Annotated in this window: 24 protein-coding genes and 2 pseudogenes; 1 reads left to right on the top strand and 25 read right to left on the bottom strand. The window is 43.3% G+C overall.

The window, feature by feature from the left end:
* Positions 1 to 74 precede the first annotated feature (74 nt).
* The 7 genes and pseudogenes from D1151_RS13070 to D1151_RS13040 all read right to left on the bottom strand — a co-directional run bounded on the left by D1151_RS13070 (position 75) and on the right by D1151_RS13040 (position 3,214).
* Positions 75 to 1,283, bottom strand: a complete 1,209-nt coding sequence (locus D1151_RS13070) for a tyrosine-type recombinase/integrase (RefSeq protein ID WP_161909187.1) — start codon at positions 1,281 to 1,283, stop codon at positions 75 to 77.
* Between the two features lie 12 nt (positions 1,284 to 1,295).
* Positions 1,296 to 1,535: an excisionase gene (locus tag D1151_RS13065; protein WP_161909186.1), complete on the bottom strand. Its 240-nt coding sequence runs from the start codon at positions 1,533 to 1,535 to the stop codon at positions 1,296 to 1,298.
* Between the two features lie 12 nt (positions 1,536 to 1,547).
* Entirely contained in the window at positions 1,548 to 1,769 is a 222-nt protein-coding gene (locus D1151_RS13060) for an excisionase (RefSeq protein ID WP_161909185.1), read from the bottom strand.
* A 13-nt stretch (positions 1,770 to 1,782) separates the two neighbouring features.
* Positions 1,783 to 1,965: pseudogene (locus D1151_RS17250) on the bottom strand (excisionase); the annotation flags it as partial.
* Positions 1,965 to 2,534, bottom strand: a complete 570-nt coding sequence (locus tag D1151_RS13050; protein WP_161909184.1) for a type II toxin-antitoxin system PemK/MazF family toxin — start codon at positions 2,532 to 2,534, stop codon at positions 1,965 to 1,967. The pseudogene D1151_RS17250 and the gene D1151_RS13050, both read right to left, overlap by 1 nt.
* A gap of 101 nt (positions 2,535 to 2,635) precedes the next feature.
* The gene (locus D1151_RS17365) at positions 2,636 to 2,830 is read right to left on the bottom strand and encodes a sigma-70 family RNA polymerase sigma factor (protein WP_161909183.1); all 195 of its coding nucleotides are present in this window, start codon (positions 2,828 to 2,830) and stop codon (positions 2,636 to 2,638) included.
* Entirely contained in the window at positions 2,831 to 3,214 is a 384-nt protein-coding gene (locus D1151_RS13040; RefSeq protein ID WP_161909182.1) for a hypothetical protein, read from the bottom strand. It abuts the gene before it with no gap.
* Positions 3,215 to 3,713: 499 nt separating this feature from the next.
* Between D1151_RS13040 and D1151_RS13035 the strand changes: the two genes are divergently transcribed.
* Entirely contained in the window at positions 3,714 to 4,046 is a 333-nt protein-coding gene (locus D1151_RS13035; RefSeq protein ID WP_160201801.1) for a helix-turn-helix transcriptional regulator, read from the top strand.
* A gap of 131 nt (positions 4,047 to 4,177) precedes the next feature.
* On the opposite strand, the gene D1151_RS13030 is transcribed toward D1151_RS13035, so the two are convergent.
* The 18 genes and pseudogenes from D1151_RS13030 to D1151_RS12945 all read right to left on the bottom strand — a co-directional run bounded on the left by D1151_RS13030 (position 4,178) and on the right by D1151_RS12945 (position 20,693).
* The gene (locus D1151_RS13030; protein WP_160201802.1) at positions 4,178 to 5,836 is read right to left on the bottom strand and encodes an ATP-binding protein; all 1,659 of its coding nucleotides are present in this window, start codon (positions 5,834 to 5,836) and stop codon (positions 4,178 to 4,180) included.
* Positions 5,833 to 6,507, bottom strand: coding sequence for a winged helix-turn-helix domain-containing protein (locus D1151_RS13025; RefSeq protein WP_160201803.1), 675 nt, complete (start codon positions 6,505 to 6,507; stop codon positions 5,833 to 5,835). Before D1151_RS13025 ends, D1151_RS13030 begins: the two co-directional genes overlap by 4 nt.
* Positions 6,508 to 6,600: 93 nt before the next feature.
* On the bottom strand, positions 6,601 to 7,242 hold the full coding sequence (gene phoU / locus D1151_RS13020; protein WP_160201804.1) for a phosphate signaling complex protein PhoU: 642 nt from the start codon (positions 7,240 to 7,242) through the stop codon (positions 6,601 to 6,603).
* Positions 7,243 to 7,998 (bottom strand): phosphate ABC transporter ATP-binding protein PstB, encoded by a 756-nt coding sequence (pstB, locus tag D1151_RS13015; RefSeq protein ID WP_160201805.1) that lies wholly within the window; start codon positions 7,996 to 7,998, stop codon positions 7,243 to 7,245.
* Entirely contained in the window at positions 7,995 to 8,843 is an 849-nt protein-coding gene (gene pstA, locus D1151_RS13010) for a phosphate ABC transporter permease PstA (RefSeq protein ID WP_330588340.1), read from the bottom strand. The genes pstB and pstA overlap by 4 nt, the downstream gene beginning before the upstream one ends.
* Positions 8,840 to 9,712, bottom strand: coding sequence for a phosphate ABC transporter permease subunit PstC (gene pstC, locus D1151_RS13005; protein ID WP_160201806.1), 873 nt, complete (start codon positions 9,710 to 9,712; stop codon positions 8,840 to 8,842). The genes pstA and pstC overlap by 4 nt, the downstream gene beginning before the upstream one ends.
* A gap of 63 nt (positions 9,713 to 9,775) precedes the next feature.
* Complete coding sequence (locus tag D1151_RS13000; RefSeq protein WP_160201807.1) at positions 9,776 to 10,588, bottom strand: phosphate ABC transporter substrate-binding protein; 813 nt, start codon at positions 10,586 to 10,588, stop codon at positions 9,776 to 9,778.
* Between the two features lie 152 nt (positions 10,589 to 10,740).
* A pseudogene (locus tag D1151_RS12995) lies at positions 10,741 to 11,151 on the bottom strand (CHAP domain-containing protein); the annotation flags it as partial.
* 172 nt (positions 11,152 to 11,323) lie between these two features.
* Positions 11,324 to 11,686, bottom strand: coding sequence for a hypothetical protein (locus D1151_RS12990; RefSeq protein WP_160201808.1), 363 nt, complete (start codon positions 11,684 to 11,686; stop codon positions 11,324 to 11,326).
* Between the two features lie 253 nt (positions 11,687 to 11,939).
* Positions 11,940 to 13,490, bottom strand: coding sequence for a lysine--tRNA ligase (lysS, locus tag D1151_RS12985; RefSeq protein ID WP_161909181.1), 1,551 nt, complete (start codon positions 13,488 to 13,490; stop codon positions 11,940 to 11,942).
* 17 nt (positions 13,491 to 13,507) lie between these two features.
* Positions 13,508 to 13,987: a transcription elongation factor GreA gene (greA, locus tag D1151_RS12980; RefSeq protein ID WP_160201810.1), complete on the bottom strand. Its 480-nt coding sequence runs from the start codon at positions 13,985 to 13,987 to the stop codon at positions 13,508 to 13,510.
* Positions 13,988 to 14,065: 78 nt separating this feature from the next.
* Positions 14,066 to 17,626 carry a long-chain fatty acid--CoA ligase gene (locus D1151_RS12975; protein ID WP_161909180.1) on the bottom strand — a complete coding sequence of 1,187 codons (3,561 nt, stop codon included), beginning with the start codon at positions 17,624 to 17,626 and terminating at the stop codon, positions 14,066 to 14,068.
* Between the two features lie 316 nt (positions 17,627 to 17,942).
* Positions 17,943 to 18,158: a DUF3791 domain-containing protein gene (locus D1151_RS12970; RefSeq protein WP_160201812.1), complete on the bottom strand. Its 216-nt coding sequence runs from the start codon at positions 18,156 to 18,158 to the stop codon at positions 17,943 to 17,945.
* Between the two features lie 2 nt (positions 18,159 to 18,160).
* Positions 18,161 to 18,400, bottom strand: a complete 240-nt coding sequence (locus D1151_RS12965; protein ID WP_160201813.1) for a hypothetical protein — start codon at positions 18,398 to 18,400, stop codon at positions 18,161 to 18,163.
* A gap of 11 nt (positions 18,401 to 18,411) precedes the next feature.
* Positions 18,412 to 18,903 carry a DUF3990 domain-containing protein gene (locus D1151_RS12960; protein WP_160201814.1) on the bottom strand — a complete coding sequence of 164 codons (492 nt, stop codon included), beginning with the start codon at positions 18,901 to 18,903 and terminating at the stop codon, positions 18,412 to 18,414.
* A 390-nt stretch (positions 18,904 to 19,293) separates the two neighbouring features.
* Positions 19,294 to 19,866 carry an N-acetylmuramoyl-L-alanine amidase gene (locus D1151_RS12955; RefSeq protein ID WP_161909179.1) on the bottom strand — a complete coding sequence of 191 codons (573 nt, stop codon included), beginning with the start codon at positions 19,864 to 19,866 and terminating at the stop codon, positions 19,294 to 19,296.
* Between the two features lie 348 nt (positions 19,867 to 20,214).
* Complete coding sequence (locus D1151_RS12950; RefSeq protein WP_201759558.1) at positions 20,215 to 20,409, bottom strand: holin; 195 nt, start codon at positions 20,407 to 20,409, stop codon at positions 20,215 to 20,217.
* A gap of 11 nt (positions 20,410 to 20,420) precedes the next feature.
* Positions 20,421 to 20,693 carry a hypothetical protein gene (locus D1151_RS12945; RefSeq protein ID WP_160201817.1) on the bottom strand — a complete coding sequence of 91 codons (273 nt, stop codon included), beginning with the start codon at positions 20,691 to 20,693 and terminating at the stop codon, positions 20,421 to 20,423.
* Positions 20,694 to 20,710 lie beyond the last annotated feature (17 nt).

The following is a 20,710-nucleotide window of genomic DNA, read 5'->3' as shown; positions in this document are numbered from 1 at the left end:
ATTAAAGTGGCTTTCTCCTAAAGATACTTTATTTAATTTTTTGCATGACGGTGTAACATATGTTTGACAAACCTTCACTCAAATTCGGAGCGCTTGAGTTCCTTTGTCACATCGGTGTAGATATTAAGCGTGGTGGAAATATCCTTGTGACCGAGTGCGTCCTGAATTACCTTCACATTTACTCCTGCTTCACACATTCTTGTCGTGAATGTATGTCTGAGAGAGTGACAGCTAAAGTGTGGCAGCAATACCTCCGCATTTTCATCTTTCAATAACTGCTCATCATTACAGTCCCGGATAATCCGGCGGATTGCCTTGTTCAGCGTTGATTGATGTTGAGCCTGCCCGAAGCGGTTAATAAATATGAAATCGCTGTACCCGTCAATGATAACCTCGCAATGTAAATCAAACATTTCCTGCCTTTCCTTTTCCATAAGGAAGGCTTCTTTTACAAAATCAAGCATTGGTACTTGTCTGTTGCCCGCTGGGGTTTTTGTTGTATTCACATTGAAGTAGCAGCCTTTCTTGCTGTCATCGGTTCGGTGATCGTAGTAAACCAAAGTGTGATTAACATCAATAATGCCTTCTTCCATATCAATATCGCACCATCTCAGCCCGGTCACTTCACCAACTCGTAATCCCGTACCGACCATTACCGCAAATATCGGATACCAGTTTTGTACTTTCGGCGTGTTCTTCAGATAGTCAAGAAACAAATCCTGCTCAGGTCGTGTTAATGCCCTGCGTTTTTCCGTCTTAAAAACATGGGATTTTTTCAGCTCTCTCAACACATTGTCAGACGGATTGTTACGAATGTAATCATCATCAACCGCCATATCCAAAATCTGATGAAGTACGGTATGGATACTGTCAATCGTAGAAGCCTTTACTCCTCTTTCGTCGGCAAGATAATTATAGTAGCGCTTAACATCAGATTTTTTCAGAGTTGAAATACGCTGTTTTCCGATATTTGGACGGACGAAAGTCTCATACATATATTTATAATTTTCAAAGGTATTGTTTTTCAATCCTCGTTTCAAAACTTTCCACAAATCAAAAAGTTCATTTACTGTCGTATAGCGGGCTTCGGTCTTAATGCCATCGCTTTTATCTTTTGCAATCTGTTCTTCCTTTGCACGAAGATCATCTAAGTTCCTCGCATAGACATAACGCCTCTTTTTGTTTGCGTCCACCCACGAGTATTGGTAAGTACCGTTGCTTCTTTGTAATTCCCCGGTACGAAGAACTACTCTTGATTTATCCTTTCTCTTTTCCTTAGCCATAAGTCCCCCCTCCTAAATATGCTTTTTACCCTTGATATAGGTATCTAATTTCTCCCGGACAATAAAAACCTGATTCCCAAGCGGCACTACAAACGGGCATTTCTTTTGCTGTGATAATTGTCTGAGCTTCGTTATCCAGATACCGGAATATGCCGCCGCTTCTTCAATAGAAAGACATTTTTTCTCCCATATTGGCTTGTCAGCATTCCTTGCTTCAAGCTTTGCCTTATAAGTCATAACTTCATCATCCATAGTAGTTCCTCCTTAAATCGAATATGATTTTTTTATGTACTCATCAAAAACTTCTCTTTTTATCAGCCTGCGGTTTCCAATCCACAATACAAATGGGCAATCCTCTTTGTTTGTCATCTCGTAGAGCTTATCCCGACTTATCCCTGAATAAGCTGCTGCTTCTTCGATTGATAAATTTGTTTTGTACCATACAGGAACTTGGATTTTTTCCGCCTGATTTCGTTTTCTTTCCATTTGCTGTACCTCCTCGCTTTATTACCCTCCGATTTCCAATCCATAATACAAATGGGCAATCTTCTCTATTTGTCATCTCATATAATTTTGCTCTGCCAATCCCTGTATAAGCGACCGCTTCATCAATAGAAAGATTTGTTTTATGCCACAATGGGACTTCATATTTAGGCTGCTTTACCTTCTTATCATCACTCATCATTCCTGTACCCCCTTATCCTCTGAGGAAGTACGCCTTTCATAAATGATATAATCCCAACCCATATTGTCGCACTTATCGCATTTCTCCCTTTTGGAAGCCAGCGGATCAAGCCGCCTGACAATATAATTCTGTGTTTTCTTATATGCCTGTAAGCAGGCGGGACAAAGGCAGCGAATATCCCCCTTGTGCTTTTGCGGCTTATCCACCCACAAACCAAGCGCTTTCTTTAAGCCGTGATTCACCTTACGGAGCAGATATTCGCTGTCAACAAATCCGATATATTCCACAAGTTCGGACTGATTGACTGTTTTCAGTTGTTCCAGCATAACCATTGAAGGCTCTTTGAGTCCAAATTTATCGCCCAAGATAATATGGGACGGCAAATAACGCTTCTTTATAACTGATGTAAGAGCTGCAACAACCGTTGTCATGCTTGCCTGATTGCCTTCATCGCATTGAACTACAAGAACAGGTCTTACCCCATTCTGAATTGAGCCTGCATTGTTTCCAAAATCATGCAGATAAATTTCTCCACGCTTCACCTTTTCTTTATTCTCTGTTTGCATAGCATTGACCTCGCATTTCCAAGATTAAGTGAAGGGGAAATCTTTATCCGGATTCAAAACAACCCCTTCACTAATTTGGAATCAGTCAGCCAAATGACAACCTATTTTCGGAAAAATCCCTTAAACATTTTTTTCACTTTCTTGACCGCTGCGTTCAAATGCTTTTCAATTGCCTGATGAGATACCCCCTCCGCTTCAGCAATTTCCCTTGCGCTTTTATTTGCAACATAGCGGGCTATGAGGTATTTGTATTGCTTCTCGGTAAGGCTTGAAAGAGCCTTGTCCAACAGCTTCATCTACAACTGATAACGATTTTCTTCGTATTCCTCTGTTATCTGCTGCTCAAAAAAGTCAGGAACAAAGACCTCCGAATGGAATATCCCTATAAGCTCATCGTCACATCCAAAAGCGTCCTCGTTGTTTAAGCTGCGCTTATAGAATTTGCTTTCATTTCTTCTAAACTCATATACTGCCTTTCCCTGTTCAACGGACAGCAGCACGAACGGTATGTAGCGGGATATAATATCAGGGTATTTTTCAAACAGTTCTTTTTCGGATAGTTCTGTAATAACCGCCCATTGCTCCACGCCTATGTATCCCTCATACTCGTACTTCAAATTGATAACCTTACACTCGTTCTGAAACTCCTCTTTCAGAACATCAAATTGGCTTTTTGCCATTTTCTTTACATCCAGTCTGAATTTTCAAAAATGTAAAAATTCAGACCGTAAGGCGGCGAACGGCAGCCGACACTATATAAGGTCGAAATACCACAAAATATAAAAACACACCTGCATAGCGACAAATTTCGCCGTGCAAGTGCGTTTGTTTCATTGTATTTATGGCATATCAGTTCAGTATGTGAGCCGCATTGTCCTTTTGTGGGGTAAATGCTTTTTTCAATGAAATACTTTCTGATAATACCTTTGTAACAGTTTAATATTCGCTGCTCATCACAAGCAGCGGAACGCCGAGAATAATCCAGCGCATTAAAACTCAGAATCGGAGGGTGTAGGCATATTAAATCGCCCTGTCAAAACCTCGTTTTTTTATTTGGCAGGGTTCATATTTCTTTATAGTTCAGTTATCTGCGAACTGTCAGTCCACTTATAATTGAATTGCTGTGCCATTATAAAGATGGCATAAATCAGTATAATTATATATGGAAGTGGACTGTAAGTGCATAATAAACCTGAAACGCTTGGTTGTATCATTAAGGCAGCTCGTGAACACGCCGGGATCACCATAGAAGCGTTGGCTGAAAAAGCGAATATTACCGAGCGATACCTATATCGGATCGAGAACGAGGGCAAGAAGCCGAGCTTCGATGTCCTACATAAGCTCGTCCGGGAATTGAACATTTCTGCGGATTCGATTTTCCACCCTGAGAAGCCGTCCAAAGATTCCGAGGTAGAAAATCTCCTCCGTATGCTTTCAGCTTGCGATGAACGGTCGTTAGAAGTCGTTAAAGCAACTGCGAAAGCCTTAATTGATACTGCACCCGAAAAGTAGCCGCAAGGCTGCTTTTTCTATCAGATTAAGTTTATCAAAATAACATCAAATCTGTTATCGCACTCTGATAAAATCCTTGTAAAGCAAAAACAGAGCCGCAGTTTTTACTACGACTCTGTCTCTCATTATGTTTAGTTTTTAGGAAATTTGATTGTAATTTCAGTACCTTTATTTACAATGCTGTGCAACTCAATTTCCGCATTATGCAGTTTTGCAGCGTGTTTTACAATAGACAGTCCAAGTCCTGTACCACCTATTTCTTTTGAATGACTTTTATCTACTCGATAAAATCGTTCAAAAATGCGCTCTTGATGTTCTGCCGGAATGCCAATACCCGTGTCGGTGATGGTCAGAACAGCAAATTCATTTTCATTCTTTACCCCTACAGATACCGAACCGCCCCTACAGTTATATTTGATCGCATTGTCACAGAGATTGTATATAATCTCCTGAAGCAGCTGCCTGATGCCGTTGATCAAAACAGTTTCTCCATACAGTTCAAATTTTATCCCATTGCTTTCTGCTTCGTCGGCAAGAGAATTTATCGTTTCCTCTGCTACCGCATATAAATCCACCATATCCCATTTCATATCTTCAGCGCCTTCGTCCAAATGTGAAAGCCGTATAATATCTTCCACTAATTGAATCATGCGTTGTGTTTCAGAGTAAATACGCTTTAAAAAGATGGGAATGTCCTCCGGCTTTACCATACCGTTCGCCAAAAGCTCAGCGCTTCCCGATATGGTATGCAATGGCGTCTTTAACTCATGTGAAACATTGGCTGTGAATTCACGGCGTAATTGTTCCGCCTTTTCTTTCTCCGTTACATCAAGTATTAAAAGCACAATCCCGGATACTATATTGTTTGATATAACAGGACTTGCCATCATTTGATACCGACCACATCCAAGTTCCACAACTCTTTCTGAATGTTCCCCGTTCTTCGCCCTATTAAGCAATTGGGCTAATTCCAAGCTGCGGTTTATTGACACGATATCCTCACCTATGCAAAAACAATCTGTCCCAAATAGTTTCGCAGCCGCCTTGTTGATACTCAAAACAGTTCCTCTATTATTCAGCAAAATAATTCCCTCAGACATAGCGGAGGTCATCACTTCAAGCTCATTCTGCCTTTGTCTTAATTCCTCACTTTGCCGACTAATCTCTTTTTGCTGTGTATCAATACGCCGAAGCAGAGGAGAAAGTTCATCGTATCCATTATTATCTAAAGGTTTATCCAAATTTAATTCATTCAACGGCTTAACAATTTTCTTTGACAGTCTCGAAGCTAAAAAAGCTGATAAAATAATAGCAATCACAAATATAATCATAATTGGCTGCAACATACCGAGTGTAAGTATGAGCAGAGAATTCTGTGTTACTGAAAGCCTGATAACAGTTCCATCTGGCAGTCGCTTTGCTCCATAGAGATAACGCTGCGTTAATGTGGAGGAATAACGGGAACTTGCACCATATCCCTCTGAAAGTGCTTCTTTTACTTCTTCCCGTTCAAAATGATTTTCCATTTCATCAGCCTCTGATATGCTGTCATAAAGAACTTTACCATCTGTTCCTATCCAAGTAACACGGTAATCTTTTATATTTAAGTTTTTCAGGTAATCAAGTCCTTCATCTTCAACGCCCTGTGAAGCAAGATCAATTTGCATACGCAGTTGATTTTGTTGGATTCCAGAAAAATAGTCATACAGTACAGTCATAAAAAGTACGGCTGAAGCAATAAATATGCTGATGGCAACAACGAATACAGTACGAAAAATTCTTTTTGTCATAGCTTCGCCTCCATTCGATACCCAACACCTCGGACAGTTTCTATATAACTTCCACATTCTCCGAGTTTTGTACGGAGAGTTCCAATATGAACATCGACTGTTCTTGTTTCGCCTATATAATCAGAACTCCATATTAATTGTAATAATCTGTCACGGGTGAAAACTTTTCCAAGATTATCCATAAACAAATACAAAAGATCGTATTCTTTTAATGTAAGCGTGATACGCTCGCCGCAGGCATAAACAGTATGCTCAGATTCCTTTATTTCAAGATTTCCCACCTTTAAAGTTTTTGGGGTGTTTTTTGGAGCTGTCCGCCTAAGTACAGCTTTCACACGGGAAACCATTTCCATCATTCCGAATGGCTTTGCAAGATAATCGTCTGCACCTGTGTCAAGACCGATTACCTTGTCATATTCAGTTCCTTTGGCTGTTGCCATAATAACCGGAATATCTGCGGTAACAGTATTGTTACGAAGCTTTTTTAGAATCGTGATTCCGTCATCACCCGGCAGCATAATATCAAGTATAATAAGTTTCGGCTGATCCGCTTGCAACGCACTAAAAAATTCTGTACCGTCCGTGAAGCCTTTTGCTTCAAACCCAGCAGAATTTAAAGCATATATCATTAAATCTCTAATTCCATTGTCATCCTCTACACAATAAATCATTGTCATTCTCCTTCTGCATAAAAATACCCATATTATATTATAGCGTAAATCCGCCTCTTTTTCAACTTTGCTTATATGCAATGAAATTATCGTTTATCTCTCTTTCCTTCCAGTAATAGAAAACAATACCCACTTTGCAATTTCCACCGCATGATCACCCATACGCTCAAAATACTTTGCAATCATAAGAAGGTCGAGAACTTTTTCTCCGTTTGATTCAGGATTACCAAATTTTTCTATCAAATCTGTCTTTACTTCGTCAAAGAGACCGTCTACCACATCATCGTAGGTAATGACTGCATTTGCAATCTCTATATCTTTCTTCACAAAGGCGTCAATACTGTCTGTTACCATTTTGATTGTCGCTCTTGCCATATCCTGAATATGCTCCGTATTATCGGAGGGTGAAATGTTCGCCATAGTCACAATTTCTACAATATCGCCGGAATTGTCCCCAATGCGCTCCATATCCGTCACCATTTTCAGTGCGGAGGAAATCGTTCGCAAATCCTTTGCCACCGGCTGCTGCTGAAGGAGCAGCTTCATACACATGGTTTCAATATCCCTCTCTTTTCTATCTATCTCAGTTGACAATTCGGGGACTTTTGCCGCCATTTTCGTGTTGCCCTCTGAGAGTGCTTTTGCCGCCATTGCTATGGCATTTTCACAAAGAGCGCCCATTTCAATAAGCTCTTTATGAAGCAGTTCCAGTTGTTCATCAAATTTTGACCGCATTTAACCAAACCTCCCTGTAATATAATCCTCTGTGCGTTTATCCCCCGGTTGTGAAAACATTGCTTCTGTCTCTGAAAATTCAACCAAATCCCCCAGCAGAAAGAATGCCGTATGATCTGAGATACGGACAGCCTGCTGCATATTATGTGTAACAATGACAATCGTATATTTTTCTTTCAGCTTCATTGCCAGTTCCTCAATATGCGAAGTGGAAATTGGATCAAGCGCCGAAGTCGGTTCATCCATCAGGAGAATCTGCGGCTCTACTGCAAGTGCTCTCGCAATACAGAGCCTTTGCTGCTGACCGCCGGATAGTCCCAAAGCATTTCTTTTCAGCCTGTCCTTTGCTTCCTCCCAAATAGCTGCATCCCGGAGTGAGCGTTCCACAATATCATCGAGTTTTGCTTTGCTTCTAATTCCGTGTGTACGAGGTCCGTAAGCAATATTGTCATAAATGCTCATTGGAAATGGATTCGGTTTTTGAAACACCATTCCGATATTTTTACGAAGTTCGTTTACATCAACGGAATTGTCATAAATATTCTCACCGTTATACATAACTTCGCCCGTAATCTTAACGCTGGAAACCAAATCGTTCATCCTGTTAAGTGTTTTCAAAAATGTGGATTTTCCACAACCCGACGGACCGATAAGCGCCGTTATGCTTTTTTCGGGGATTTCCATATTGATATGTTTAAGTGCCTGTGCTTTTCCATACCATAAGCACAGATTTCTTACTGTCATTATACTGCTCATAGGCTTCTCCTTTTCTTGAAATAACGGCTGACAATATCAGCGGCAAGGTTGATAAGCAGCGTCATAATCATTAGTATTGCGGCAATCGCAAAAGCTATTTCAAATTCACCCTGTTCCTTTGCATAAACATATAACGCTACTGTCAGCGTACTGCCGGAGTTTTGCAGCCCCTCAAATAATCCATATAATTCGTGGGCAAGTCCAGCTGTAAATAAAAGCGCCGCCGATTCGCCAAGAATTCTTCCGATTGACAGGATACATCCTGTGACCACCCCATCCACACAACCGGGAAGTACCACAGTACGAATTACCCGCCATTTTCCGGCTCCAAGTCCGAACGCACCTTCCCGGTAGTTCTGTGGCACGGTTTTCAGGCTTTCCTGCGTAGTGCGCATAACAGTAGGCAGATTCATAATAACAAGCGTCAGCGCACCAGCCAAAAGGGATGTTTTCATATTTAAAAACTGACAGAAGAACAACATACCGACAAGCCCGTAAATGATTGATGGGATTCCCGACAGGGTTTCCGCAGCATATTCAATCGCCGTAACAATTCTTTTATTCTTTGCATATTCCGTTAAATAAATCGCCGCCCCCACTCCAAGAGGTATTACAAAAACAAGCGTGGCAAGAATAATATACAAGGTGTTCAGAATATTTGGCAGAATCCCAATGCGTTCTTCAATATAGCTCGGTTTTGTAGAGAGCAGTTCCCAAGTGATATGGGGAATTCCTTTCACAAGAATATATCCGAGCAAAAACAATACAAGTGCCGCCGTAATTCCCACTGACAGCCAGCAGAGCCACTTCATAGCAAAAATATATCCTTTTCGACTTTTGTTCACTTTGAACCCTCCTTATCCCGCTTCAAAAAGAAATTAAGTGCAGCGTTTATCAGCATAATAAAGAGAAACAGTACAAGGGCGATGGAGAACAATGCCTGCTGTTGTAACCCACTTGAATAAGACATTTCTGAAGCAACTGCTGTTGTAAGAAAACGCACACTCCCAAATAGGGATGGCATATTGGCTACATTTCCTGCCACCATCATTACTGCCATCGCCTCGCCAATGGCACGTCCTACGCCCAACACAACAGCCGCCGCAATTCCGCTTTTTGCCGCCGGAACAGACACCCGGAAATAGGTTTCCACCGGAGTAGCGCCAAGTGCCAAAGATGCGTCCTCATATTCCTTCGGTACAGCTTCCAATGCGGTTATGGAAACTTTGATAATTGACGGGAGAATCATTACCGCCAAAACAATCATTGCCGCAAACAGACTTGCACCGTCCGGCAGATGAAACAGCGTCCGAACTGCCGGCACTAATACAAGCATTCCCACAAGACCGTAAACCACCGACGGGATTCCCGCAAGCAGACTGACCGCCGATCCCATAATGGTTTTTATTTTTTCCGGAGCAAGCTTTGCAAGATATACAGCGGTCATAAAGCCGACCGGTACACCGATTACGATAGCTCCGGCTGTACCGTAAACGCTGGTTAAAATAAACGGCAGAATTCCATAGGAAGCTTTTGCTGCTGTGGAAGCCCAAACTTTCCCAAACAGAAATTTGAAAACTCCAATTTCCCGAATAGCGGGAATACCCGATATGATAAGATACACTGTAATCAGCAAAACAAATCCTACTGTAATAAGCCCCAATATCAGGAATATGCCGTGTATGATGGTTTCAAATAATCTCTTTTTCTTCATCACTACATTCCTTTCAAAATGTGAAAAGCAGCGGTTTCCTATCGCCGTCGCTTTTACAGTCCTTTATTTTACCGGTACGGCTCCTGCTTTCCTGATTAGTTCCGAAGCGTCGCTTGAAGTAATGTAGTCAAAGAATTTCTGTGCTGCATCAGACAGTTTACCCTCGGTTTTCGTAACCAGCACAAAATTACGCTGCACCTTATAACTGCCGTCCTTAATTGTTGTTTCGCTGGGCGTTACGCCTCCGACTTTCAATGCTTTTACGCTGTCCTTTACGGAAGCAAGAGACGCATATCCGATTGCTGCCGGATTCCCCGCAACGGTCGTAATCACATCTCCGGTAGAGGTAAGTTCCTGCTTCAATTTGCATTGATCCTTTGTTCCCGTAATGGATTCAAAGCCGTCACGGGTTCCGCTTCCTGCTTCTCTTCCAATTAAGACAATCTCAGCGTCCTTACCGCCGACTTCTTTCCAGTTTTTAATCTCACCAGTATAGATTTTGGCAATATCCTCAATCGTAAGATCATCTACGGTATTTTCGGGATTGACAATGATTGCAATACCATCATAAGCAATAACTGTTCCTTCAAGTCCTTTTGCTTTTTCTTCATCTTTCAAATCACGGCTGGAAAGTCCGATGTCACAGCGTCCTTCCGCTACTGCTGTAATGCCTGTACCAGAACCAGTGGGATTGTATGTAACGGTAATTCCTTCGTTCTCTGCCTCAAAGGTTTCTTTCAACGAGCCGATTACTTTTTCCATAGAGGTAGAACCATCTGTTGAAACTGTACCTGTTTCCTGTTTTCCACATCCGGCAAGCATACCGAAAACACAAACTGCGCCAAGTGCTAATGCAAGTATTTTCTTTGTTTTCATAATCAAATTCTCCTTTTGTTTTTTCTCCATAATCTTTTTGATTACGGTTTTATTATACCGACCGAACATCAAATTCGTTATCTTGCGATTGTAAAAACATTGTAAAGTTGATTTTATGTAAGCCGCTTGCATTTCTGCAAACGGCTTGTTTTCTAATACTGTGGCACACCGTATCCGTAAATCTGATAATTCCCTATTGAATACTGATTGATTCGGCAGCTATCGCCGGAATTGCCTTCTACGGTGTAAACAATACCGTTTTCGACTTTTTCCACAATTCCAACATGATCGGTTTCACCATCGCTCTCCCAATCAAAGAAAATAATCATTCCGGGAACAGGCTCGGCAGATCCGTCAAGCCATTGTCCTCTGTCCTTAAACCATTGTGCGCCGTTGACGCAGCCCGCAAATTTCGGGATAACCCCAGTATCAATATAGCCGCACTCGTTAGCGCACCAGCTTACGAAACAGGCACACCATTCCACACGAGAATTGAAGCTGTACCAACTTCAGTACGGCTCTCCGCCGACATTGCCGACCTGAGACAACGCAACGGTTACAATCTGATCGCTGCTGTACGAGATACCATAAAGGACAGCCGACCAAAGCGAATTGTTTTCATCTTTCAGCAATTCGGCAAGGTAGTCCTTGTAGTTTGCGAATTGAGACAAAAAATTCCCCTGAGAAGCTTCTTTATCTCAGGGAAACATTGCTATCCACATATTAAAAACCATTTCAAATTGCGGCTTTATTCATAAAGCAAATCTTTTTATAAGCAAATTCCTTCTGCTTTTTCGTCGGCAATATCTTTAATAACTCCTCCTGCGTAAAATCTTCCATCGGCGTTCCTTTTGAAAGAGCAAAAAGCTGTGTAATCAGCCAATCCTGCCATAAGTCCTCCAACATATCCCTGCTGTCCGTATAAGTCGTGACACTGTCAAATCCCTCGTTTGGCATATAATTCTGCAATTTCACAAACCCGAACCTTCCGGCGTCCACCACCAGCACATCATCTTCCTGATAGATTTCCAAAAAGGCATTGGCAACCTTTCTGCATTTTTCCCTTTCTTCCTCTGTTATATATGTCTGTTTATTCATAGGCTTTCCCTCCTGTATTTCCCTTGCAATTACATTGTATTGGAAATCAAAGAAAACTTGAAGTTTGCGACCGGATACACCGCACAACGCAAAAAAGACCTTGAAAGGTGTTGTCCTCTCAAGGTCTTAAATACAAAATTATGCGATTTTTTCATCTCTGCACAAGTCTACGCACCATTTGATGTAAGTTTGATGTAAAGATGTATTTTTCGGCGTTTTTCAAAGTCCGCAAACCCACATAAATAGGGACTTTTTAGCCTTTTTCGTTCGGTAAGGACTTCATCGTCGGGAACAGGATGATATCTCTAATGCTCGGAGAATCTGTGATTAAAATAACCACTCTGTCGATTCCAATTCCAAGTCCGCCTGTCGGTGGAAGACCTACTTCCAGCGCATTGACAAAGTCCATATCCATCGGATGTGCTTCATCATCTTCACCGGAATCAAGCTGTGCCTGCTGTTCGGTAAATCTTTCGAACTGGTCGATTGGATCGTTCAGCTCGGAGAACGCATTGCAGACTTCCCATCCATTGATGTAGCCTTCGAATCTTCTGGTGATCCTCGGATCTTTCGGGTCTCTCTTTGCCAGCGGCGAAATCTCTACAGGATGTCCCACAACAAAGACTGGTCCGTCCAGATAGCCCGGAACATCTTCGCAGTATTCTTCAAACATCTCAGCAATAATCTTGCCGCGTGTCATTTCCTTCACTTCATCAGCATCCATGCCATAGGCGATAGCGGCGGCTCTCGCATCTTCGTCAGAGTCAATCTTGTGGAAATCTACGCCGGTAATTTCCTTTACGGCATCGGTCATATCCAGTCTTCTCCAAGGCGGAGTCACATCAAAATCTTTCCCCTGATAAGTGATGACTGGTGTTCCGTTGACCGCCATGGCTGCCTTGTAAATCACCTGCTCCGTCACGTCCATCATGCTTTCCATGTTGCCATACGCCATATAGCATTCCATGGAAGTATACTCAGGACTGTGATTTCTGTCCATGCCCTCATTTCTGAACATCTTGCCCATTTCATAAACTCGATCCAGACCGCCTACGATGAGACGTTTCAGATAGAGCTCATTGGAAATACGCAGTTTCATGTCGATGTCCAAAGTATTGTGATGGGTATTGAACGGTCTTGCGTTGGCGCCGCCTGCAATGGTAGTCAGAATCGGTGTATCCACTTCCAGGAAGTTGTAATCCTCTTCCAGTACTCTCTTGATCTCATGGATAATCTTTGCTCTCTTATAGAAAGTCTCTCTGACATCAGGATTTACGATTAAGTCCACATATCTCTGTCTGTAGCGGATATCCGTATCCTTCAAACCATGCCACTTGTTTGGCAGCACCTGCAATGACTTGGATAAAAGTACCAGTCTCTTTACCTGAATGGAAATTTCCCCTGCTTTTGTCTTAAAAATAGTTCCTTCTACACCGATGATATCACCGATATCATAAGTCTTAAACCAGGTGTATTCATCTGTGCCGATGTCGTCTCTCTTGACTACGCACTGGATTCTGCCCTGCTTATCCTGAATGTCGACAAAAGCCATCTTGCCCATTCTTCTGAACGCCATGATTCTTCCGGCGCAGGACACTTCCTGATCCTCCATGGCGTCAAAGTTATCTTTGATGTCCATGCTATGGGCAGTCACATCCCATGTTTCGTTGACAAAAGGATTTCTGCCAGCTTCCTGCAGTTTCTTCAGCTTTTCTCTTCTGATCAATCTCTGCTCATTCAGATTTTCTTCCGAAAGTTCCTCAACTTCCGGATTTACATTCATGTTGTTATCTTGTGTACTCATATCTATCATCCTTTATACTATTTAGTTATTTCTTCAATTCTGTAGTGCAGCACCCCATCCGGAACTACGATTTCGGCAACCTCGCCAATTCCTTTTCCGAGGAGTCCCTGACCTACAAGTGATTCGTTGGAAATTCTGGCAGGCTCTGCAAACGGGTCTGCTTCTGTAGATCCTACGATAACAAAGGACTGCTCCTCACCGGTCTGTGTCTCTACTACTCTTACAGTCAAACCTACGTTTACGTGATCGCCGGAAACTTCATCTTCGTTGATAATCTTTGCATTTCTCATCATGGTTTCCAGTTTGTGGATTCTCTCTTCCAGTTCAGCCTGCTCATTTTTAGCGGCATCGTATTCTGCGTTTTCGGAAAGGTCTCCGTAAGAAATCGCTTCCTTCAATCTTTCGGAAACTTCTTTTCTTCTAACGGATACCAGCATGTCTCTTTCGGCCTCTAATTTATCATAACCCTCCTGGGTTAGAAGTATTTCTTCTGACATATTCTAATTCTCCTTTCAGCAATGCCATAGTCCGAGTATTATACTCTAAAATTGTGCATTTGTCAATGTTTTCGCCCTTTACTTGTTTCCTTTTTTGTTTCCTTCGACGAAACGTTTAATTTTTTTACCTGTGGTCTTCTCAAAATCTTCTCTGCGGATGCGGAGCTTTTTGATTTTTTTATAGTACGGAAGTTTCTCGTTGATTTTATCAACGGCTTCCCATACCAACTCCTTTGCATCCTCTTCGGTAAAAGCTTCTCCCAGCGCTTCGCTGATTTCCTCTTCATCTAAAGTCACTGTCGCTGCGATGGTCATATCGTTTCCATCTTCAACCTCATCTCCCCAAACCATACTTTCTGAAATATATGGTACAGCGCTCAGATAGTATTCCAGCTCTTCCGGAAAAACATTCTTACCGTTCTTAGTGATGATCACATTTTTCTTTCTTCCTGTAATATATATGAAGTTTTCTTTATCCACATAACCCAGATCACCGGTATGAAGCCACCCGTCTTCCATTACCTCTGCAGTCGCTTCGGGATTCTTGTAATATCCCAGCATTACATTATCGCCTTTGTAGCAAATCTCGCCAACGCCGTCTTCGTCAGGCTCTGCAATTCTGACTTCCATGCCAGGCAGCAGATGTCCCACAGAAGCAAGTCGCATATCTTTTTCGACGTCCGGATTCAGCGCTGTCATCGGTGAGCACTCCGTCAAACCGCAGCCCTGCACACAAACAATGTCCAGGTCATTGAAGAACTGTAAAATCTCAGGATCGATTGCCGCGCCGCCGGAAATGATAACACGCATTCTACCGCCAAATACTTCCAGAATTTCCTTGGTAAACGGCTTGCTGATGGACACACCCATCTTCTTGGTCTTTCTATTCATTGTCAGAAGCCGTTTCAGCATCTTTTCTTTGCCTTTTGCTCTGACATTTTTCCAAATCTTCTTATATAAAGTCTCAATGAGCACCGGCACGCCAAGAAGCATAGTCGGTTTCACCTCTTCAAGGTTCTTTGTGATATATTTCAAGCCCTGGCAGTACGCGATTGCGGCGCCTTTGTAAAGCGGCATCAGGAACGCGCAGGTACACTCGTAGGTGTGGTGCACCGGCAGCACTGAGAAGAAAATATCAGTCGGATTGACTTTCAAAATCGTCGGTGCGCTCATCAGGTTGCTCGCCAGATTGTAATGAGACAGCATAACCCCCTTGGCAATGCCCGTGGTTCCGGACGTATACAGAATCACGCTCATTTCATCGCCGTAGATTTCCGCATCCAGGAACTGTCTGTCTCCCTGGGCAACCAGCGCTTTTCCCTCCTGCACCAAAGCCTTCCAGGAAAGAGTTTCCTCTTCATGCTCTTCTGTGTCAAAGTTTACCAGAATTTCTAATCCAGTTTCTCCGCTGCGTTTCATGTCGCGGAACATATCCGCAAATTTTCCGCCGAAGATAACGCCGGAAACCTCGGCATCGATAATCTGTGCTTTCAGTTCTTGCTCGCCAAGTTCTTTATCCAGAGGCACTACAACACCAGTTCCGCATAACACTGACAGATAAGAAGACTCCCACTGATAGCAGGTTTCCCCAATAACTGCAACGCGTTTTCCTTTCAGACCGCGGTTAATCAGCGCCGTTCCCAGACCGTTGACATCGGCAATCGCCTGTTTATATGTGATTGCTGTATACGGAGCGTCTTTCTCAAATTTCTGCATAAAGGCGACATTGTCTCCGTAAAGTTCTGCGCTGGTTTCAAACATGTGCTTGATATCTGTAATCGGGCGGCTCTCCTTATATCTTACGTAAGGATCCGTGCTTTCAGAAATCGCTTTCACAAAAGCCTTTGCCCTCTTCATCTCAGCATCCTTCATCTGCGCATAACCAGGCTTTTCCTGCGGCTCTGTCTGCACGCTGTCCGCTGCAAAGTTACCGTAGCGCTTAATCTTTCCGGTGGTCGTCTTATCAAATTCTGTTTCTCTGATATTGATGCGTTTGATTGCCTTATACGTCGGCATTTTCTTGTTAATCCTATCTACCAGATCTTTGAAGAGATGGTACACCTCGCTTCCGTTCATTTCACCGAAACGCTCTTTCAAAAGCGGATAGTTCGGGAAGATGTCGGCGGTAATCATTACGTTGCCGACTTTGTCGTCTTCTCTGCCGTACACCAACGCTTCCTGTATCAGCTCATCTTCCATAAGCACAGTTTCCACTTCCTCGGGGAAGATATTCTTGCCACCCTTGGTAACGATGACGGTCTTTTTTCTGCCGGTCAGATAGAGGAACCCTTCCTCGTCCAGATATCCCAAGTCGCCGGTGTAAAGCCAGCCGTCTTTCAGCACTTCCGCAGTCGCTTCCGGATTATCATAGTAGCCCATCATAACGGAGTCACACTTGCAAACCACTTCACCGATTCCGTCTTCATCGGGGTTCTCAATGCGAACCCGCGTGCCCGGCATGGGTTTTCCGACTGAGGCGGCTTTACTGTATCTATCCTGATTTACTGCGATAATCGGTGCGCACTCGCTCATGCCGTATCCCTGAATCATCGGAAGCCCCATGGCTTCAAAGTCTTCGATAACCTTAGGGTCAATCGCTGCACCGCCTGCAATAAGCAGGGTGATATTGTTGCCGAAATTCTGGTGAATCGCCTTAAACAACTTTTTCATCAGCTTCGGATTGTTGTAAAGTTTCAGTTTCTTGGACAGGTCGATCGCCTTGCGCAGCTTATCCGCCTCGCCCTGCTTCTCAGCCTGTTTCCACATGCCTTTGTACATTTTTTCAAAGACGAGAGGCACGCCCAGCATAATCTGATTATGAACTTCGTTCATGTTCTTCTGGATATATTTGATTCCCTCGCATATGACAACAGTTCCACCCTGATAGAAGCAGGTACAGATGTCGCAAGTGAACTCGTAAGCATGATGAATCGGCAGTATGGACAAAGTCTTTGTCCCAACTGGCACGTGAACCAACTTGGACATGCTGACTACATTGGCAACGATATTCTTGTGGGAAAGCATAACGCCCTTGGACATACCGGTAGTACCGGAAGTAAACATCAGGGTCGCCAGCTGCTCTCTGTCAATCTCAGCATCCACGTAGTCGCGAATGCCCTCTTTCAGAAGCCGCTCGCCCTCTTCAATGAGTTCATCCAAGGAAAGCGCCTTCTCGCTGTGCTCGCTCTGCCCCATGGAAATAAAGTGTTCCACATCATATTTTTCTTCAAAAAGAGGCGCCAGCGCCTTTTCGCTGCGTTTAGTGTATACCAGGGCGCTTGCGCCGGAGCGCTGCACCAGACTCTTCATCTCATCGATAGGCAGGTTCTTATCCAGCGGTACGATAACGCCGACACCGCAGACCACTGCAAAATAGGTCAAAATCCACTGCCAGCAGCTTTCACCGACCACTGCGATTTTCTTGCCTCCAAGTCCCAGGTCAAGGAGCCTGGTTCCCAGAGCATCCATTTTCTCTTTAAATTCGCCAAAGGTAATCGGCTGAAAAGTTCCGCCCGGTTTATCTTTCTGTAAATATGCAGGAACATCTTTGAAAAGCGCTGCACTGCTTTCTATCATGTCCTTTAAATCCGTGACCTCCCTCACCGGATAGTACACGCCATCGTACTTTTTATTGTTCATATCAGTTTATCTTCCTTTTCCCCTGTTGACCAGGCAAATTTTGCTTAATCATTAATATAATATTTTACCATTTTCAGCCCGTTTTAGCAATAGGTTTGCTGGTGGTATAGGAGAAATATTTAAAAAATTTTAAAGAAATAGGGCGGTTTTCAAGCCGTAAGATAATTTCGGAGTTGTAGCCGCCGGTTTGTAACATCTTCCTCAAGATTTTGGGGACTGTGTGGAACGGTTTTCTTTGATGGGGCTTAGGGCGAAACGTGGAGCAATGCAGCACTTTGCCAGCAGCGCACTGCAAATAAAAAACGGCGGCAATCCGTTATGATACCGTTGCCGCCTTTCTCTCTTCAATGTACAAATCGATGTCTCTGATAATATAATTTTCTCCTGTGGTGTGCAGCGCCTCAAAGCAGGAATAGATGTAATTCCAGACCTTGTATCGGCTGAATAACTCGGCCACCTGCGCGCCGGTCAGATTTTTTGCCGACTTATACTGCTCCGTGCAGTAAATCAGAAAATCTCCTTCTCTGCTCATCGTCATGCCTCCTCCGGAAACGTAAACGTTCCCCTTTGTTTTTCTTCGTCAAACATATTGAATATGGTCAGTGGGCTAAAATGCCACAGCTTAGTATCCTCCTGTTCCAAAAAAGAATAGACTTTGGAACTGTAGAATTCCTCTGAAGCAGTTACCTCGCTGCAGCAATACTTTTCTGCAATCAAGCCGACCACCTGTGGAACAAGGAGTATCAGCATCGCTTCAAATTTTTTCTTTTCCATTCCTGCCTCCATCAAAGTTCTTCTTCCGGCACAGTCCCGATAAACCGCAGATAGCTTAACGCATGTTCGGAGGTCAGTACCAGCTGATTGTACAATTTCTTGATTTTAAGTGCCTCCAAAGCCTGTTCTTTTGTCAGCGCTCCGGCACTATAAAGCGTAAATGTCGTATAGACGTCGTCGTCAGCGACAGGTCCATAGATGATGTCATATTTGTCCCCGTCATATGTCCCCGCTCTGTTCTCCGATACAAAATCCAACCAATCTTCGTCAGGAAACGCAAAACGCAGTACAAAGCATTCCGCAAAGGCGACAGTTTCGTCAATTTCATATATATTCACAACTCTGCTACCTTCTCTGCTACGCTTATATACCTTGTCCGCAAAGGCAATCGCCTGTTCTCTATTCGTCGTAGTATAAAATCCAAAACCAAAATCCAGGAACCGATTCTGCCGAATCAATTTAGGTGCGGGTACCTCCACATTACTCCCATGATATAAACGCATCCTGCACCTCCAATCAAGTCTTCAATCTCCCGCAGGCAGGGGAGGATTTTACCCCCTCGCTTATTTTCTTAATCCTAACATAATCAGAGTCATTTTACAACGAATTTGTAACATCTTGTATAGTTTTTAATCGCATTCTATCACATATTTCCGCATCTTGTGACAAAATAGAACTCGTTTCGTCTGGTATTTTTTCAGTTCTTTAATTAGATAGTAATTCATCTAGTTCCCCATACAGGAACGAAATTTACAAGTTGCAGCAAAGCGTACACAATATGGCACTACGATAAAAGTTGACAACAGTAAAGTTGCTGGAATTTGCGAATCTTGTGGAATTGCATTTATAACCAAAAAGTAATTACAAACTATAATATTTCTCTCGCAAAATTTTTACTGATATTTCTCCCAATACTTAATCAGTGCTCTTGCGGTTGCCTTTCCGTAAGCCTCTAGCTCTTTCTTCGTGTCAAAACCTTTCCGGTCGGTCTTATTATCCACGAAGCCGTATTCCACCAGCACCGGCACGCCGATGCCTTTGAGAAAGTACAGGTCTTTAGTGTACTTAACGCCTCTAGTGTTCTGACCTTCCTTTTTCAGTTCCGCGATAATCAGATCAGCTAGCACCTTGCCGAGGCGACTCTTTGTCACGGTGCCCTTCCATACCCAGACTTCGTCACCATCGCCGCCACCGGCATTAAAATGTCCGTCAACGGACACTACTCTGTAGCCTTTCGCTTTGTAACGTGCCATGTCGGCAACGTGTGCCGCAAGGGACATGCCGCTACCGTCCTTTTCCGGATATGCCACTTTATATGTACGTCCCTTATGCGCCAGCAATTCCTTTCTGCATGCTGCCATCACAACTCTTGCCATATCTGCTTCCACAAACTTTCCGCTGACGGCACCGGGGTCGCTGCCGCCGTGCCCTGCAGATAAATAGAATAAAATTGGTTTCTTTGCCATAATACACCTCCAAAATAAAAAGCCCTGCGGGGTGCAGGGTAAATTGACTATTGCATAATCTCTTTTTTCGTGGTATATTGGAGTCAAGAGGAAACCGGAAAAAAACGGTTAACCATGTTAGCTAAAAATAGCCGCCTAGGTCGCTAAACTATCGGCGGTTATTTTATTTCTTTCACAATTCTGTAAAGAATCAGCAGATAAACTACATCAAATATGTACTCTGTCATGCCATCACCTTCCTTGAAATCCAAAACCCCTTTCGAGTTTTGGGGAAGGTCAACCGCTTTCTTAGTTCGTCCTCTTGACTATATGTATTATACCATGCCTTGTTCCTGCGAACAAGGTTCTTTACTTTTCATCGACTTCCGGCAATCCTGCCACACTGGTAAGCATAGACAAAATACCTGCCAGCGCTGCTGATGATGCCGTGACCTGCCAGCTTACATCTTCCAGCACAACGCTTGTCCCGATCATGGCAACGGCTGCCTGTGCCATTGTCTTAATTGCTCTGATTCCTGCTGCTTTAAGCCATTTCTTACTCATTTTCATATCTCCTACTTTCCTTTATGTTCTAAATATGCAATTTCTGCCTTATTCTCATCAACCCGCTTGAAAACAGTTTTCACATCCCGTTCCAGCACTGCGGTGCGCTCAATAAGATTGTTATGCTTGTCCTGCTTTTCTTCAAGGCGCTGGATGTCTTTTCTTACCTCGCTCAGTGCCGCATCAACCTTAATGTCCTGCGCCCGCTGCTGCCGGCTGGATACGATTAGCTGCACGATAATTAGTCCCGTTGCGGTGATTGCAGCTGTCATAATCTCTGTCATATGTACCTCCTTTACTT

The sequence above is a fragment of the Emergencia sp. 1XD21-10 genome (assembly GCF_009936045.1).
GTDB lineage: Bacteria > Bacillota > Clostridia > Peptostreptococcales > Anaerovoracaceae > Senimuribacter > Senimuribacter intestinalis.
This window is presented reverse-complemented; position numbering and strand designations above follow the sequence as displayed.

Bases quoted from the DNA above. Each gene is read 5' to 3' on its own strand.
- D1151_RS13070 (WP_161909187.1), bottom strand. From the start codon at position 1,283: ATGGCTAAGGAAAAGAGAAAGGATAAATCAAGAGTAGTTCTTCGTACC.
- D1151_RS13065 (WP_161909186.1), bottom strand. From the start codon at position 1,535: ATGGATGATGAAGTTATGACTTATAAGGCAAAGCTTGAAGCAAGGAAT.
- D1151_RS13060 (WP_161909185.1), bottom strand. From the start codon at position 1,769: ATGGAAAGAAAACGAAATCAGGCGGAAAAAATCCAAGTTCCTGTATGG.
- D1151_RS13050 (WP_161909184.1), bottom strand. From the start codon at position 2,534: ATGCAAACAGAGAATAAAGAAAAGGTGAAGCGTGGAGAAATTTATCTG.
- D1151_RS17365 (WP_161909183.1), bottom strand. From the start codon at position 2,830: ATGAAGCTGTTGGACAAGGCTCTTTCAAGCCTTACCGAGAAGCAATAC.
- D1151_RS13040 (WP_161909182.1), bottom strand. From the start codon at position 3,214: ATGGCAAAAAGCCAATTTGATGTTCTGAAAGAGGAGTTTCAGAACGAG.
- D1151_RS13030 (WP_160201802.1), bottom strand. From the start codon at position 5,836: ATGACAAAAAGAATTTTTCGTACTGTATTCGTTGTTGCCATCAGCATA.
- D1151_RS13025 (WP_160201803.1), bottom strand. From the start codon at position 6,507: ATGATTTATTGTGTAGAGGATGACAATGGAATTAGAGATTTAATGATA.
- phoU (WP_160201804.1), bottom strand. From the start codon at position 7,242: ATGCGGTCAAAATTTGATGAACAACTGGAACTGCTTCATAAAGAGCTT.
- pstB (WP_160201805.1), bottom strand. From the start codon at position 7,998: ATGAGCAGTATAATGACAGTAAGAAATCTGTGCTTATGGTATGGAAAA.
- pstC (WP_160201806.1), bottom strand. From the start codon at position 9,712: ATGAAGAAAAAGAGATTATTTGAAACCATCATACACGGCATATTCCTG.
- D1151_RS13000 (WP_160201807.1), bottom strand. From the start codon at position 10,588: ATGAAAACAAAGAAAATACTTGCATTAGCACTTGGCGCAGTTTGTGTT.
- D1151_RS12990 (WP_160201808.1), bottom strand. From the start codon at position 11,686: ATGAATAAACAGACATATATAACAGAGGAAGAAAGGGAAAAATGCAGA.
- lysS (WP_161909181.1), bottom strand. From the start codon at position 13,490: ATGAGTACACAAGATAACAACATGAATGTAAATCCGGAAGTTGAGGAA.
- greA (WP_160201810.1), bottom strand. From the start codon at position 13,987: ATGTCAGAAGAAATACTTCTAACCCAGGAGGGTTATGATAAATTAGAG.
- D1151_RS12975 (WP_161909180.1), bottom strand. From the start codon at position 17,626: ATGAACAATAAAAAGTACGATGGCGTGTACTATCCGGTGAGGGAGGTC.
- D1151_RS12970 (WP_160201812.1), bottom strand. From the start codon at position 18,158: ATGAGCAGAGAAGGAGATTTTCTGATTTACTGCACGGAGCAGTATAAG.
- D1151_RS12965 (WP_160201813.1), bottom strand. From the start codon at position 18,400: ATGGAAAAGAAAAAATTTGAAGCGATGCTGATACTCCTTGTTCCACAG.
- D1151_RS12960 (WP_160201814.1), bottom strand. From the start codon at position 18,903: ATGCGTTTATATCATGGGAGTAATGTGGAGGTACCCGCACCTAAATTG.
- D1151_RS12955 (WP_161909179.1), bottom strand. From the start codon at position 19,866: ATGGCAAAGAAACCAATTTTATTCTATTTATCTGCAGGGCACGGCGGC.
- D1151_RS12950 (WP_201759558.1), bottom strand. From the start codon at position 20,409: ATGAGTAAGAAATGGCTTAAAGCAGCAGGAATCAGAGCAATTAAGACA.
- D1151_RS12945 (WP_160201817.1), bottom strand. From the start codon at position 20,693: ATGACAGAGATTATGACAGCTGCAATCACCGCAACGGGACTAATTATC.